The organism is Bradyrhizobium sp. JYMT SZCCT0428, from assembly GCF_018131075.1.
Taxonomy (GTDB): domain Bacteria; phylum Pseudomonadota; class Alphaproteobacteria; order Rhizobiales; family Xanthobacteraceae; genus Bradyrhizobium.
The window spans coordinates 108,880-122,057 of the sequence record NZ_JAFCLS010000010.1 but is presented as its reverse complement, the minus strand read 5'-3'; the positions used below and the strand labels follow the sequence as shown (position 1 = coordinate 122,057).

Below are 13,178 nucleotides of genomic sequence, written 5' to 3'. Positions count from 1 at the left end.
TTGACTTCGACACTTCAAGACTGAACTTCAAAGCTGAGCTCAAAGAGCTCAGCTCATGGTCTTCGATCTTAAGTCCGTCGTCCGCCGCTTTGCTGACTCGCCAGCCAATCGCCCAACGCCGGGGTCGGGCGCTTCTCGCCCGGCTGTTTCGATTTGGCAGCGGCCTTCTTTGCCTTGACGGGAGCCGGAGGCGCGGCGGCCTCACGGGCAAGCCGCAACGCCTTCAGCTTCGCCATATTGTCGAGCATGGCCCTCGAGGCCGCATCGCGGTCGGCCTTGCCGGACCGCGCATCCTGGGCTGCGCGGGTGGTTTTATCCAGACGCGCCTGGGCGCGGTCGCGATCATCTTTGCTCATTTTACGTCAGCCTTCTTCGCCACTTTGGCTTTCGCCTTGGGCTTGGCCTTCGGCTCGGGCGGATTGGCAAGATCCTCAGCTTCCTTGGCGAGCCGCAGCGCGCGCAGCTTTTCAGTCCGCTTGCGAATCGCAATGTCGGAGGCCGCGATCTCGGCCATCGCCTTGATGCCCTCGACCTCCTGGGTACGCTTGCGGTGCAGCCGAATCTCTTTCATTTCGGCCGGACTCTTCGGTTCGTCGTTCATCATATACCTCTGGAACCGCGACGCATGCCGTCGGGCGGTGTTTCGGCCGTAATACCATGGATTGCGCCGCTGGGGGCGCGAATTTGGCTCGAAAACGCCCCGTTATCTCGTTGATTCAGCCCTCATGGTGAAGAGCGGCGGGATCATCGCCGTCTTCAGGACCACTCTGGTCGAAAGTGGCCAGCCAGGCCGCCAATGTCGTTGACGCCTGTCCTTCGGCTTTCACCTGGCGAAGCGCAATGCGGATGCCGGCGCGGCCGTGACGGTCGCCGGCGATCGTCACCGGCGGCTCCCCCGCCAGCACCGCAGCGACGACCCGCCGCTTGATCGCCAGCGTTTCGGGATCGCCGCACGCCGCCAGGATCCGTTGAAAACGCTGGTGATGTGCCCGGTCGAACGGCCGCGCTTCGCCCATTCCGTCACGCAACGGATGCGGCGGATAGATGTGCGCGCAGGGGATCCAGCCTTCGGGAACCGGCTCGGTGGCTGCATGGGTTCGGCCGCTTTTCAGCAGTCTTGGCAGCACATGCGTGTGCGGCCCTTCCGGGCTCTTGCCCGAGGGCGGCGGGATCGGCTGATAGACCTCGATGCGGCCGAGCCGGCTGATGAAGACGCGATGCGGGTTCGCGCCAAGCATCATCTCCATCGCGGGATTGTCGTGTTCGAAGATGGCGCGGCCGCAGAGTTGGCGCAGCCGCGCGGCGAGATAGGGGTCAGCGATGCGCACGCAGAAATCCGCCTGCAGCGCACCGAGGCCGAGATCGAACAGGATGGCTTCACGGTCCTCCGGCCGCAGCGCCTCGCGATCGGCGCCGACTTCCGTCAGTGCGTTACGGCGGTTCATCGCGCAATCGCCTGACGGCAGGCACAGCGCGATCCGATGGCTCCAGCCTGATTTGCTGATGCTCTCGGAGGCGAACGGCCGGCTGTTGCCGTTGTGGTTCAATGCAATGCCGCCGCGCGGCGTCACGGCTGCAACGGCCTCGACCGATTGCGTCAGCCGCACCGGCTCGTCGCGGTCGCGGGCGAATTCGGCGATGGCGCCGAACGTGCCGAGACTCCATTGCGTGTCGGGATCAGCGATTTCCCGCTGCAACAGATCGGTCGCCGCGACGGCGGAAACATCAGGCATCAACCAGCATTCCCTTAACTCGGGGCCAAAGAGAATACTGGCTTGTCAGGTCAGGACAAGCCGGTCCGGAGCGGGCCCCGGACCGGCGGCCGGGCTCAGAACGTCGCGCCGGCCTTCACCATGTAGGTCCGGCCCGGCAGCGGATAGGCGCTGAAGCGGCCGTCGGTGAACGTGCTTGCGATCGCATAGTCGTAGTACAGCGCGTTGAGCACGTTGTTGACGCTCACCGACCAGAAGAAGTGCTGATATGCCCCGCTCAGCTTGAAGTCGATGGTGGCATCGGCCGGGATGCGGCGCTGGGTATTCTTCTGGTCGTTGTCCATGTAGCGCTCGCTCCAGCCGCGCACCGTGGCGTCCGCAACCAGATAGTTCTGCCAGATATTCCACGTCACGCCGCCACTGGCGGTGTAGCGGGACACCAGCGGAACGTCATTGCCGGCGAACTGCCCTTCACGGAACACCGCGCGGGTGTAGGCCACGTCGCCGCGAAGCAGCACGCTGTCGCTGACGCGAAGCGAGGCGCTGGTTTCGGAGCCGTAGCGGCGGGTCGGATCGAGGTTGACGTTGTAGAACAGCGCCGGGTTGAAATGGATCTCGTTCTCGAGGTCCATGTTATAGATGCTGGACTGCATCTGGAATCCGCCCGACTTGATGCGGAAGCCGCCTTCGACGTCGTGCGAGGTCTGGGTTTTCAGCTGGAAGGTGCCGGGAATTGGAGTGAAGAGGACAGGATCGAAGGAGGGTCCGGAGGACAATCTCTCGTCGACATTCGGCGTGCGGAATGCGCGGGCGGCCCGGCCGAATACCGAGACTATATTGTTGAAGCGATGTTCGAGGCCGACATGCAGCGCGTGCTGGACTTCGCTGCTATCCAGCGGAAGGTTCTGAGCGCCGCAGGTAAAAAACAGGGCGCAATTCGGCGGATCGTTAAGACGGTCCCGCGCACTCAGGCTGGTGTTCTGGATTCGCGCGCCGTACGAGAAATCCGTTGTCGGCAACAGCCCAAGGGTTTGCTGCCAATAGCCTGCAATCGTTCTTTGCGACAGATCGTAAGTATGGATCGGCGGTGTGCCCTTGAATTCCGGCCGCTCCTGGTGGAACGTTGCATCGTAATAATCGATGCCCGTCAGGATCGAAGAGGGCAGCCCGAACATGACGTTCTTGACGCTCAATCGGGGCGTCAGGGACCATGTCTGCAGATGGCTGTCGACGTAACTGTTGGCGAAGGGATTGAAGAACGCGGCCTGCTGTTTCTTGTCCCGCACACCGCCATCGATGATGAGATCGACGCCGTTCCACAGGGTCTTGGTGAAGCCGGCGGTGGCGCTGGCGCCCTGCTGGTTGCCGTAATCGAACGGCGTGCTGGTGCCGCGGCGGTTGGTGACGAGCTCGTTGAGACCAATGGATGGATCGACCAGCCGGCCGCCGGGTAAGCCGAGCTTCTGGTCGTCGCCGGTAACGGTTACGAAGGCGGTGAGGCCGGGCGTGGTGTAGTTGAGGTTGCCGACCCCGTTGCGCTGGTCGAGCGCATTGTTGACGCGGTAGCCGTCGGACTTGATGCCGTTGCCGTAGAACGATGTCGACCACGGACCAAAATTGGTCGCGGCCGAGACCGAGGCCATGCGCTGATTGAAGGACCCGACGCCGGCTTCGCCGCGGATCGCGACCGGGGGACCACCGACGCCGTTCTTCAGGACGATGTTGATGACGCCGCCGACGGCATTGTCGCCGTACAGCACCGCGCCGCTGTTGCCGCGGGTGATTTCAATGCGCTCGATCGAATCGCGCGGAATGGTCGAAAAATCGACGCCGGCCATGTCGATGTCGTTGAGCCTTCGGCCGTTGATCAGCACCAGGGTATTGGAGGTCGCAAACGCACCGAATCCGCGCAGATCGACGCTGGTCTTCGCGCCGTTGACGCCGCCAAACAGGCTGGTCAGTTGCACGCCCGGTGTTTGCGCGATGATTTCCTGCAAGGTCTGCGCAGGCGAATGCGCGATTTCTTCAGCCGTGATGACGGTCGCCGATGTGCCGACGATGCCGGCGAATTGCCGGACGGGCGCTCCGCCGCCGCCCTGGCCATCGCCTTGCGACGCGACGTTCGAGCCGGTCCCCGGCGCAGGGTTCCGATTGCTTGACGGCCTCGGGTTCGGCGCGACGACGCGGCGCGTGCCCGAGTCCTGATCGGACGCAGGCTTGGCACGGGTCCGGTTCTGGTCGCCGGGCGGGTTGACCTCGATCGCCGGCAATTGATCGGCGGCCGCGACGGTCTGCTGGGCCTGCGCGCCGGAATGGGCGATCGCCATGATCGGCGCCAGAAAACTGGACGCCAGCAAAAGACGGCGGAACCGCTTTGCGGCAGTGGTGGTGGAAGACATGGTTCAGGCCTCGGTATGACGTCAGTGGCACGTCACAGCGAACCAAGTCCCACCATTGTGCTGCAAACAGCTCTGGTGAAACTAATGCCTGTACTCCCCGACCGACATCTTCGCGTGTGACCACGGCTGACGGCAGGTCTCCTGGCTTGCGGGTCGTTACCTTTCGTCGCCTTCCCAGGACCGAGAATCCCAGTGGCGTAGGACGAAAGATTCACCGCTTACAGTTGCGGGGGCAGCCGCGGAATTGGGGGATTGTCCCCGCACCGCATTCCCTTTTGATCCCCAAAACGGGAACCGTCGAAAATTATGGTAGAAGTTTGTCAAAGATAGAGTCAATCCCGTCAGGCCTCGCCTGCGATCCTCACTGGACGAGTGCGTCTTTTATGTCGCATGAGCAGTACCGTTCGAACGCGTTGTGCGGTACGGGCTGACCGTTCGGGGACGATCGATGAGTGTCGAGACCATCATTGCTGCAAACGAGGAGGCCGCGCGGCGCCGGATTGGTGTGACGGCCGCGCTTGCCGGCCTCGTCGGGCTGCTGGTGCTGATCTCGCTCGGCATCGGGCCGGTGCGGCTGTCGCCGCTGGCGGTGATGGAAGCGCTCCTCGGCGGCGGCAGCGATGTGTCGCAGGTGATCGTGCGGGAAATCCGCCTGCCGCGGACCATTTTGGCGGTGGCGATCGGCGCCATCCTGGGAATGTCAGGCGCGTCGCTGCAGGGCCTGCTGCGCAATCCGCTGGCCTCGCCCTCGCTGTTCGGCGCGCCGCAATCAGCGGCCTTCGGCGCGGTGCTGGTGATCGCGCTGGGCTGGGCAGATGTGCGCTCCTATGCGCTGCCTGTTGTGGCGATCATGGCCGCGTTCGGATCGGTGTTCGTGCTGCTGACGATCGCCGGCCGCAATGCCGGGCTGCTGATCCTGATCCTGGCGGGTCTTGCGATTTCAAGTCTGGCGGGTGCCGCCACTGCGCTGGTGATGAACCTCTCCAGCAATCCCTTCGTGGTGCTGGAGATTGCGTTCTGGCTGCTCGGCTCGCTGGAGGATCGCAGTTTTCAGCACGTGATGCTGGCGCTGCCGTTCATCATCGCCGGTGGCATCATCCTGTTCAGCCAGCGCCATTCCTTTCGCGCGCTCAGTCTCGGTGAGGAAACCGCGCAGAGCCTCGGCGTCGATGTCGGGCGCCTGCGGCTAATCGTGATCACCGGCGTGGCGCTCGGGGTCGGCGGCGCGGTCGCGGTCACCGGCACCATCGGCTTCATCGGTCTCGTCGCGCCGCACCTGATGCGGCCCCTGATCGGGCATGATCCGGCGCGGTTGCTGGTGCCGAGTGCACTGGCAGGCTCGGCGCTGCTGCTCGCCGCCGACATCGCGGCGCGGATCATTCCCTCGACCAGCGACATCAAGGTCGGCGTGCTGACCTCGATCATCGGCGTGCCGTTCTTCCTCTATCTGATCGCGCGCGAACGCCGGGCGCTCGGGGGAGGCGTCGCATGAGCGAAGCCGCGCTTCTCACCGCCCGCGGCGTGAACGTGACATTGGCCGGTCGCCATGTGCTCAGCGATGTCTCGCTGTCGCTGACCGCGGGTCATCTGGTCGCCTTGGTCGGGCCGAACGGCGCCGGCAAAACCACGGTGCTGCGCGCGCTGTCCGGGTTGCTGCCGTCCAGTGGTGACATCCATATTGCTGGCGATGCGCTGGCTGACCTGCCGCTGCGCGAACGCGCAAAACGCTTTGCTTATTTGCCGCAGGGCCACATCGTGCACTGGCCGCTGCCGGCGCGCGACATCGTGGCGCTCGGCCGCTATCCGCATGGTGCGACCGATCCGGCGCGGCTGTCGCCAAGGGATACCGAAGCGGTATTGCGTGCGATGCAGGCGGTCGATGTGGTGGAGTTCAGCGAACGCCGCATCACCGAACTGTCCGGCGGCGAGCGCAGCCGCGTCGCGCTGGCGCGCGTGCTCGCGGTGGAGGCGCCTGTCATCCTCGCCGACGAGCCGACCGCCTCGCTCGACCCGCGCCACCAGATCGACGTGATGAAGAATTTGCGCGCCACCGCCGACAAGGGCGTGCTGGTCATCGTGGTGACGCACGACCTCGGCCTGGCCGCCCGATTCGCCGATCATGTGCTGGTACTGAAGGAGGGCCGGCTGGTCTCGCAGGGCGCGCCGGTGGAGGCGATGTCGGAGCAGGTGATCGCCGACGTGTTCCGGATCAGCGCCTACCGCGCCGAATACCAGCGCGAGGCCGTGATCGTGCCGTGGGCGGATCTGTGATGCGCCGCCGGCTTGCCGTGCTGCTGGCGGTTGCGGCGCTGGCGATGTCTGATAGCGCGGCGCTGGCCGCCAAGCTGCCGCGCATCGTGTCGATGAACGTCTGCAGCGATCAATTGCTGTTGTCGCTGGCCGACCCCGAACAGATACTGGGGCTTTCGCGGTATTCGCGCGATGCCTGGGTGGCCGGTGACGTCGCGCGCTATCCAAAACTGTCGGGCGGCGCGGAAGACGTGATGGTGCTGAAGCCCGACATCGTCGTCGCCAACCTGTACGACAAGCGTTCGACGCGGGAATTGCTAAAGGCGCACGGGCTGCGCCTCGCCGAACTTCCGGTGCCGCGGACCCTGCCCGAGGTGAAGGACCAGATTCGCGAGTTCGGTGACATCGTCGGTCACCCCGATCGCGCGGCGGCCCAGATCGCGTTGCTTGATGCGGCATTAGCGCGGGCGCGCCAGGCTGTCGCCGCAAAACACTATCGGGTGCTGCCGCTGTCGCGGCGCGGCTGGGTCGCGGGCAGCGACAGCTTTGTCGGCTCGCTGCTGTCGGAGACCGGGTTGTTCAACACGGCCGGCGATCTCGGCTTCAACTTCGGCGGCTTCGCCTCGCTCGAGGCGATCGTGAGCCAGAAGCCGGATTTGCTGCTGGTGTCGCAGGCCGGCGATTTCGCGCGCGACGACGGCCAGGCTTTTCTGCTGCATCCGGCGCTCGCGCGATTCTATCCGCCGGAAAAACGCATCGTGATCCCGGAACGGCTGACCGAATGCGGCGGCGTGATGCTGGCGGAAGCGCTTGATGTGCTGACGGCGGAATTGAAGCGGGTGGGGCGGTGAAGTCCCGGTAAAACTATTTCGTCGTCCCTGCGAAAGCAGGGACCCATAGTCACCGATGTTTGTTGCAGAAGGCGTCTGCCAGCGTCGTTTAATCGATAGGCCGCGGCGTATGGGTCCCTGCGTTCGCAGGGACGACAGCAACGCTCACCCCATCACCACCGGGCCGCCGGCTTTCTTCCAGGCGTCGATGCCGCCTTCGATATGGGCGGTGTTGGCAAGGCCGGCGTTCTTGGCGGCGGTGACCGCCATCGCGGAGCGTTCGCCGAACGCGCAGAAGAACACCACGCGCCGTCCGGTCGCGGCCGCGACTTCGCGCAGCATGCCGCCCGGCGCCAAGCTTTCGGCGATGCCGGGGTAGGGCGCATGCAGCGCGCCCGACAGCGTGCCGTGCTTGGCGCGCTCGCTGGCTTCGCGCAGGTCGACCAGCAGGATGTCGGGCTTGCCGATACTGTCGATCGCGGCGCGCGCTGACAATGCGAGGCCCTGCTTGGCGAGATCGTCCTGATGCAGGCCGACATGCATGTTGGCCGGCAGCACCACGTCCATCAGTTTTGGATTCGGCAAATTGAGATTGTTCATCAACTCGACATACTCGTCGATGCCGCGCACCTGAAGGCGCGGATTGTAGCGCTTCTCTTCGCCGATGGTGGAGACCGTGTCGCCCTTGTAGTCATGGGCGGGGAATACCATGGTCTCGTCGGGCAGTTTCAGCAGCCGGTTGAAGATCGAATCATATTGCGCCCGGGCGCTGCCATTCTGGAAATCGGTGCGGCCGGTGCCGCGAATAAGAAGCGTGTCGCCGGTGAAGACGCGGTCGCCCATGAGGTAGCTGTAGGAATCGTCGGTGTGGCCGGGCGTGTACATGGCATCCAGGCTCAAACCTTCGATCATCACCTTGTCGCCGTCGGAGACGCGCATCGACACCACGTCGGCCTTGCTCTGTTCGCCCATGATGGTGATGCACTGGGTGCGGTCGCGCAGTTCGCCAAGACCGGTGACGTGGTCGGCGTGCAGATGGGTGTCGACCGCCTTGACCAGCCGCAGGTCGAGTTCGCGCAGCAGCTGGCAATAGCGGTCGGCCTTTTCCAGCACGGGATCGAGGATCAGCGCCTCGCCGCCGGCGCGGCTGGCCAGCAAATAGCTGTAGGTGCCCGAAACACTGTCGAAGAGCTGACGAAAGATCATGATCGCTGCCGCGTTCGCTATGGGAGTCTTGCGGAGGATATTATTCTATTTCAGCTGCCCCCTCAAACAGGTTTCGTCTCTTCGAGGTCGCTTTTTTGAGGTAATCTTGCTGATCCATGCCCGATCACGGCCTGACCAGCGTGTATCCATTCTCAGTCAGGAACAGAATCTGCGCGACGCCGACCTGGACCGGCGTCGCCGCCGCGATGAATTCCGGCCGTTTGCCGTTTTCGCGTTCGAGCGTGTCGACGGTGTTGAGGCAGATATCGAACCGCGCGCCCTGAGCGACCAGGCTTTCGACCATCTTGCGGTTGGGATTTTCCGGGCGCAGCAGCTCGATGCCCGGGCCGAATGCCACGATTTCGATCGCGACCTTGTCGGGGTCGTAGTGCTTCATCAGGTTGCTGGCGACGCTGAGCACGAGGCCCTGCTTGCGCGGGTCATTGTCCGAAAGCTGCAGCACGATCTTGTGCTCGGCAAACGGCTTGTCCTGCAGCGGCGCCTGCTGGGCCCGCGCGGCCGGTGCGGTCGCGGCGATCAACAGCGCCGCGGTCATCGCGCGGATAATGGTGAAGCGGCCTGTCATACCTGTTTCGAAATGCCCGGATTGCCTTCGACGCCTTTCAGCGTCACGCCCGGGGCCGATCGGTTGGGCGGCTTGCCTGACTTCAGATGCTTCGCCACCACATCCCAGACCGGCGCGCCGGTCTGCTCGTTGACCGAGGCCCATCCCGCCACCTTGTAGCTCTTGGCGGCTTGCAGCGGGCTGCCATTGTCGAGCGTCAGCTCCGAGATCCGCTTGCCGACGCTTTCCGCCGGCGTGCAGGCATAGGCGAGGCCGCCGAGCCGGACCATGTCGCCGCCCTGCTGGTAGTAGGGATCGGTGTTGAAGAGGTTGTCGCAGACGTCTTCGAGCACGTCCTTGATCTGGCTGCCGGTCATGGTGGCAACGTAGGTCTCGGGATAGGTGACCGCGGTCTGCGCCAGCACGTCTTCCATCGTCAACGGCTGGCCTGCCAGCGCCGTGGTGCCCCAGCGGAAACCCGGCGACAGCGCGATTTCGGTGTCGAGTTCGCTGCGCAGCGCGTCGCAGATCAGTTGATCCATGCTGCCGCTGAAATTGCCTCGGCGGTAGAGCAGGCGATCGGCGGAAGCGATCTTGTCGACCCAGTCGCCTGCATGCGGCGCGCGGGTCTTGTCGATCAGCCCCTGCATCGCCGGATCCGGCTTCAGCAGTTCGGAGAACACCGGCAGCAACCGGTAGCGCACGTTTGCGACCTTGCCCTTGCCGATGTCGAGATCGAGCACGGCCAGGAACTTGCCGTTCGAGCCGGCATTGGTCACCAGCGTGACGCCGCCCGGATTGGTCACCGCAATCGGCTGCGGCACCGCGTCGTGGGTGTGGCCACCCAGAATGACGTCGATGCCGGTGACGCGGCTGGCGAGCTTGAGATCAACATCCATGCCGTTATGCGACAACAAAATGACCGCATCGACCTTGTCGGTGTTGCGCAAGCCATCGACGAGTTTCTGCAGCTCTTCGTCGCGGATGCCGAATTTCCAGTCCGGCGTGAAGCGCTTGGGGTGCGCGATCGGCACGTAAGGAAAAGCCTGTCCGATCACGGCGACCCGACGGCCGCCGATCTCCTTGATCGTGCTTGGCTTGAACACGCGGCCCGATGCCGGATCGAACGCCTTGGCGTCGTTGAAAGCGGCTTCCTCGGTCAGGAAGACGTTCTGCGCCAGGAACTCGCCCTTGAAGCGCTCGAGATTGCTGCGCAGCGCCTTCTCGCCATAGGTGAATTCCCAGTGGCCGGTCATCGCGTCGATGCCGAGCAGGTTCGAGGCGTCGACCATGTCGGCGCCCTTCATGACATTGGCAAGCCCCGTGCCCTGCCAGAGATCGCCGCCGTCGAGCAGCAGCGAGCGGCCGGCGCCGACATCGCTGCGCAGGCGGTCGACCAGCGTCTTCAGATGCGCGAACCCGCCGAGCTTGCCGAATCGCTGCGCGGCTTTTTCGAACTCGATGCAGGTGAAGGCATAGGCGTCGGCGCTGTCGGGACGGATGCCGAAGCGGTCGAGAAAGGCCTTGCCGACCAGATGCGGCGGATTGCCTTGCATCGAGCCGACGCCGAGATTGACACTGGGCTCGCGAAAGAACACCGGCTTGAGCTGCGCATGGGTGTCCGTGATGTGCAGGATGCGCGCATTGCCGAAGCGTTCGAGGTCGTAGACGCTGTCGGCGCTGCGCGCGAGGCGCGGCAGGCCGCCTGCGAGGGTAGCCGCGCCTGCTAGCGTCAGAAATTCTCGGCGGCGGATCGGCATACTAATCTCCGCGCGTCGCAAAACGCTCTCAACGAATTTCCAAATCTCTCCAGCGTTCCTTTTCGCTGGTGGCCTGGAAGATCGAAGCTTTGGCCAGCGCTTCCGCTTCTTTTGCGGATGCGGTGGCCTTGTCGAAATCGCCGCCATCGGCGAACTTCTTGGCGGCCGCCAGCGTCGAGGCCGTCGTGGTCCATTGATTGCGCAAGGAAGCCGCCTGCTTGTTGGCAGCTTCCGCCGCGGCGTAGGCGGCCTTGTAGTCGTCCTCGCCGGCGGCCAATGCCGATGTCGCGCCTGCGAGCAACAGCGCTGCAATCGATGTGATTGTGAAGATCCTCATGGCCGCGCTCCCGGGCCTGATATCGGCAATCCGTTGCTGACATAGGACAGGTAGTATTCAACGTTGCGGTATTCATCGTCCTGCGGCGTCAGCGGCACGCCACGGATCTGGCTGTTGCAGGTGGTGAAGCGCCGGCTCGTGGTGCCCATGCCGTTCCATTCGGAACGATAGATCGGCATCGCGTTGACAATGCCGAGCGCCGGCGCCAGCACTTCGGTGCGGACCCTCTCGCCAGGGCTCTGCACATGGCAGGTGGCGCAGGAAAAATTGAGCTGGCCGCGCCTTGTGTAGAAATATTCCTTGCCGTTCTCATAAGCAGCCAGCGCGCGTGGGTCGTTCGGAACCTTGATGTTGAACGGCTTGCCGCGCGAAGTGAAGGCCATGTAGGCGGTCAGCGCCGCCATCTCGTCGCGCACATAGGAGAACGCCGGCTCGCCATTGGCTTCGCGGCAGCGGTTCAGCGCCAGCTCCAGCGTGATGACCTTGCCTTCCTTCTCGTCGAAGTAGGGATAGTCCTGACGGATGCCGATGCCCTGATTCGGGAAGCAGTCGCCATAGGTCTTGCCGTTCTTGAACGGTTTGGAGAACATCTCCTTGCCCAGTTCGAGCGAGAACTCGTAGGGCGGGAACTGTTCCTTGTCCTGCCATTGCTTGTAGAGGTCCGCGTCCATCGAATAGGGTCCGTTGACGAAATCCTCCGGCTTCAATTTGGGGAATTTGTCGTAGAAGAATTTCTTGAACGCTTTCTCGTCGGCGACCGGGTCGACCTTGTCGGCGGAGATCGCAGGCGGCGCGGCTAACGCCAGCAGCGTCAGCGTAAAGGCCGCCGCGGTGAACTGTATCGCGTTTCGCAGCTTCATTGAATCTTCGCCGTTGTCGTGTCGGTGGCGCCTTTGTTGTCGACCCAGCTCACTTTCAGCTCATCGCCCTTCTTGCCGCCCTTGAAGGCGAACTTGACGTAGGGGTCCTTGGAGACGCCGCCGCCCCAATCGGCTGTGAATACCGGCTTGCCGTTATATTCGAAGGTCAATTGCTGGATGAAATGCGGCGGAATGAGCTCGCCCTTGGAATCCTTGATGAAGCCGGAATCCATTGGATGCTGGATCAGCGCCTGTACTTCGGTGGTTTCGCCGGACGAGGTGGCGCGCACGCGAATGGTCGATGCCATTTTTTCGATCCTTCGATTATCTGTGTCTTAACCGCCGCAGCCGCCGACGGTGACTTTGACTTCCTTGGTGGCGCTGTAGAGCTTGCCGCCGGCTTCGACGACGACGATCACGTTGCTGGTCTTCGCCATCTTGATGCGGTTGGCAACGTTCGGCATCGTGCCGGCCGGAATCTTGTAGGAGGCCACCAGGGCGACCGGGTTTTCAGCCACCAGGAACGAGATCGAGGTCACGTCGGCCAGCGTCGTCGTGACCGATACCGGCACCACGGCGCCGTTCTCGGCGATCTCGGGCGCGTCCATCTTCACCTTGTCGGAAGCCTCTGCGGTCTTGCCGTAGAGCGACTTGATCGCGTCGGCTTCGCTCTTCTGCTTGAAGGCCTCTTCCGGATATTTGTCGTTGGCGGCCGCGAATGCCCGCGTGAGGCCAAAGGGAAGATTGCCAAAAGAACTGCCAAGGCCGACCAGCGCTACCGCGCCCGCGCCTTGCAGGATCAGGCGCCGCGTGGCGGAAAATCCATTGTCAGTATTTGTCATCCGAAAGTTCTCCTGAAAGGCGCGGCGTCACAATGTCTGCAGGAAATCCACGACCTCGCTGATTTCCTTGTCGGTCAAAATCCGGTTTCGTCCGAACGGAGGCATCACCGTCAATGGATTGCGCTTGGTTTCGTCGTAGATAATGGCGACGAGTTCGTCGCGGTTGGGGTATTTGCTCTTGATGTCGACCAGTTCCGGCCCGAGCGTGCCGGGATACTGGCCGCCCTTGATGGCGTGGCAGGTCAGGCAATTGCCCTTGCTGCGGTCGAACGCCAGTTTCTGGCCTTCCGCCGCCGCGGACTGGGCAGCAGCGGGACTCGCGGCGGCGCCGATCGATAGCGCCAGCACCAACCCCGCGATCAGGCCAAGCTTGTTTAGACGTGTGTTGCTCAAGGACGTTTCCCGTAATTCCTGTTC

The 13,178-nt window shown here is 63.5% G+C and carries 15 protein-coding genes and 1 riboswitch; of the genes, 3 read left to right on the top strand and 12 right to left on the bottom strand.

Annotated features, from left to right (window positions below; translation table 11 throughout):
- Positions 1–68: 68 nt before the first annotated feature.
- From JQ575_RS12725 to JQ575_RS12710, 4 genes are all read right to left on the bottom strand, one after another.
- Entirely contained in the window at positions 69–356 is a 288-nt protein-coding gene (locus JQ575_RS12725; protein WP_249166615.1) for a hypothetical protein, read from the bottom strand.
- Positions 353–601 (bottom strand): transcriptional regulator, encoded by a 249-nt coding sequence (locus JQ575_RS12720; RefSeq protein ID WP_249128059.1) that lies wholly within the window; start codon positions 599–601, stop codon positions 353–355. Before JQ575_RS12720 ends, JQ575_RS12725 begins: the two co-directional genes overlap by 4 nt.
- A gap of 115 nt (positions 602–716) precedes the next feature.
- On the bottom strand, positions 717–1,733 hold the full coding sequence (locus JQ575_RS12715) for a DUF6925 family protein (RefSeq protein ID WP_212033527.1): 1,017 nt from the start codon (positions 1,731–1,733) through the stop codon (positions 717–719).
- 95 nt (positions 1,734–1,828) lie between these two features.
- Positions 1,829–4,111: a TonB-dependent receptor gene (locus JQ575_RS12710; RefSeq protein WP_212033526.1), complete on the bottom strand. Its 2,283-nt coding sequence runs from the start codon at positions 4,109–4,111 to the stop codon at positions 1,829–1,831.
- A 113-nt stretch (positions 4,112–4,224) separates the two neighbouring features.
- A riboswitch (cobalamin riboswitch) is annotated at positions 4,225–4,425 on the bottom strand.
- A gap of 134 nt (positions 4,426–4,559) precedes the next feature.
- On the opposite strand from JQ575_RS12710, the gene JQ575_RS12705 reads away from it, so the two are divergent.
- The 3 genes from JQ575_RS12705 to JQ575_RS12695 are packed head-to-tail and all read left to right on the top strand — an operon-like array spanning position 4,560 to position 7,212.
- Positions 4,560–5,603 carry an iron ABC transporter permease gene (locus tag JQ575_RS12705; RefSeq protein WP_212033525.1) on the top strand — a complete coding sequence of 348 codons (1,044 nt, stop codon included), beginning with the start codon at positions 4,560–4,562 and terminating at the stop codon, positions 5,601–5,603.
- Entirely contained in the window at positions 5,600–6,382 is a 783-nt protein-coding gene (locus JQ575_RS12700; RefSeq protein ID WP_212033524.1) for an ABC transporter ATP-binding protein, read from the top strand. The genes JQ575_RS12705 and JQ575_RS12700 overlap by 4 nt, the downstream gene beginning before the upstream one ends.
- Positions 6,382–7,212 carry an ABC transporter substrate-binding protein gene (locus tag JQ575_RS12695; RefSeq protein ID WP_212033523.1) on the top strand — a complete coding sequence of 277 codons (831 nt, stop codon included), beginning with the start codon at positions 6,382–6,384 and terminating at the stop codon, positions 7,210–7,212. The genes JQ575_RS12700 and JQ575_RS12695 overlap by 1 nt, the downstream gene beginning before the upstream one ends.
- A gap of 144 nt (positions 7,213–7,356) precedes the next feature.
- Here the strand turns inward: JQ575_RS12695 and JQ575_RS12690 are convergent, their stop codons facing one another.
- The 8 genes from JQ575_RS12690 to soxX form a co-directional block, all read right to left on the bottom strand.
- Positions 7,357–8,397, bottom strand: coding sequence for an MBL fold metallo-hydrolase (locus tag JQ575_RS12690; RefSeq protein WP_212033522.1), 1,041 nt, complete (start codon positions 8,395–8,397; stop codon positions 7,357–7,359).
- 124 nt (positions 8,398–8,521) lie between these two features.
- Positions 8,522–8,983 (bottom strand): hypothetical protein, encoded by a 462-nt coding sequence (locus tag JQ575_RS12685; protein WP_212033521.1) that lies wholly within the window; start codon positions 8,981–8,983, stop codon positions 8,522–8,524.
- A complete protein-coding gene (gene soxB, locus JQ575_RS12680; RefSeq protein WP_212033520.1) occupies positions 8,980–10,722 on the bottom strand; it encodes a thiosulfohydrolase SoxB in 1,743 nt (580 codons plus the stop codon). Before soxB ends, JQ575_RS12685 begins: the two co-directional genes overlap by 4 nt.
- 28 nt (positions 10,723–10,750) lie before the next feature.
- On the bottom strand, positions 10,751–11,059 hold the full coding sequence (locus JQ575_RS12675) for a hypothetical protein (protein ID WP_212033519.1): 309 nt from the start codon (positions 11,057–11,059) through the stop codon (positions 10,751–10,753).
- Entirely contained in the window at positions 11,056–11,919 is an 864-nt protein-coding gene (soxA, locus tag JQ575_RS12670; protein ID WP_212033518.1) for a sulfur oxidation c-type cytochrome SoxA, read from the bottom strand. Before soxA ends, JQ575_RS12675 begins: the two co-directional genes overlap by 4 nt.
- A complete protein-coding gene (gene soxZ, locus JQ575_RS12665; RefSeq protein ID WP_192735543.1) occupies positions 11,916–12,227 on the bottom strand; it encodes a thiosulfate oxidation carrier complex protein SoxZ in 312 nt (103 codons plus the stop codon). Before soxZ ends, soxA begins: the two co-directional genes overlap by 4 nt.
- A 27-nt stretch (positions 12,228–12,254) precedes the next feature.
- Positions 12,255–12,761, bottom strand: a complete 507-nt coding sequence (gene soxY, locus JQ575_RS12660; RefSeq protein ID WP_212033517.1) for a thiosulfate oxidation carrier protein SoxY — start codon at positions 12,759–12,761, stop codon at positions 12,255–12,257.
- Between the two features lie 27 nt (positions 12,762–12,788).
- Entirely contained in the window at positions 12,789–13,124 is a 336-nt protein-coding gene (gene soxX / locus JQ575_RS12655; protein WP_212033595.1) for a sulfur oxidation c-type cytochrome SoxX, read from the bottom strand.
- Positions 13,125–13,178: the final 54 nt, after the last annotated feature.

Bases quoted from the DNA above. Each gene is read 5' to 3' on its own strand.
- JQ575_RS12695 (WP_212033523.1), top strand. From the start codon at position 6,382: ATGCGCCGCCGGCTTGCCGTGCTGCTGGCGGTTGCGGCGCTGGCGATG.
- JQ575_RS12710 (WP_212033526.1), bottom strand. From the start codon at position 4,111: ATGTCTTCCACCACCACTGCCGCAAAGCGGTTCCGCCGTCTTTTGCTG.
- soxY (WP_212033517.1), bottom strand. From the start codon at position 12,761: ATGACAAATACTGACAATGGATTTTCCGCCACGCGGCGCCTGATCCTG.
- soxZ (WP_192735543.1), bottom strand. From the start codon at position 12,227: ATGGCATCGACCATTCGCGTGCGCGCCACCTCGTCCGGCGAAACCACC.
- soxA (WP_212033518.1), bottom strand. From the start codon at position 11,919: ATGAAGCTGCGAAACGCGATACAGTTCACCGCGGCGGCCTTTACGCTG.
- JQ575_RS12700 (WP_212033524.1), top strand. From the start codon at position 5,600: ATGAGCGAAGCCGCGCTTCTCACCGCCCGCGGCGTGAACGTGACATTG.
- JQ575_RS12715 (WP_212033527.1), bottom strand. From the start codon at position 1,733: ATGCCTGATGTTTCCGCCGTCGCGGCGACCGATCTGTTGCAGCGGGAA.
- JQ575_RS12705 (WP_212033525.1), top strand. From the start codon at position 4,560: ATGAGTGTCGAGACCATCATTGCTGCAAACGAGGAGGCCGCGCGGCGC.
- JQ575_RS12690 (WP_212033522.1), bottom strand. From the start codon at position 8,397: ATGATCTTTCGTCAGCTCTTCGACAGTGTTTCGGGCACCTACAGCTAT.
- JQ575_RS12675 (WP_212033519.1), bottom strand. From the start codon at position 11,059: ATGAGGATCTTCACAATCACATCGATTGCAGCGCTGTTGCTCGCAGGC.
- JQ575_RS12720 (WP_249128059.1), bottom strand. From the start codon at position 601: ATGAACGACGAACCGAAGAGTCCGGCCGAAATGAAAGAGATTCGGCTG.
- JQ575_RS12725 (WP_249166615.1), bottom strand. From the start codon at position 356: ATGAGCAAAGATGATCGCGACCGCGCCCAGGCGCGTCTGGATAAAACC.
- JQ575_RS12685 (WP_212033521.1), bottom strand. From the start codon at position 8,983: ATGACAGGCCGCTTCACCATTATCCGCGCGATGACCGCGGCGCTGTTG.
- soxB (WP_212033520.1), bottom strand. From the start codon at position 10,722: ATGCCGATCCGCCGCCGAGAATTTCTGACGCTAGCAGGCGCGGCTACC.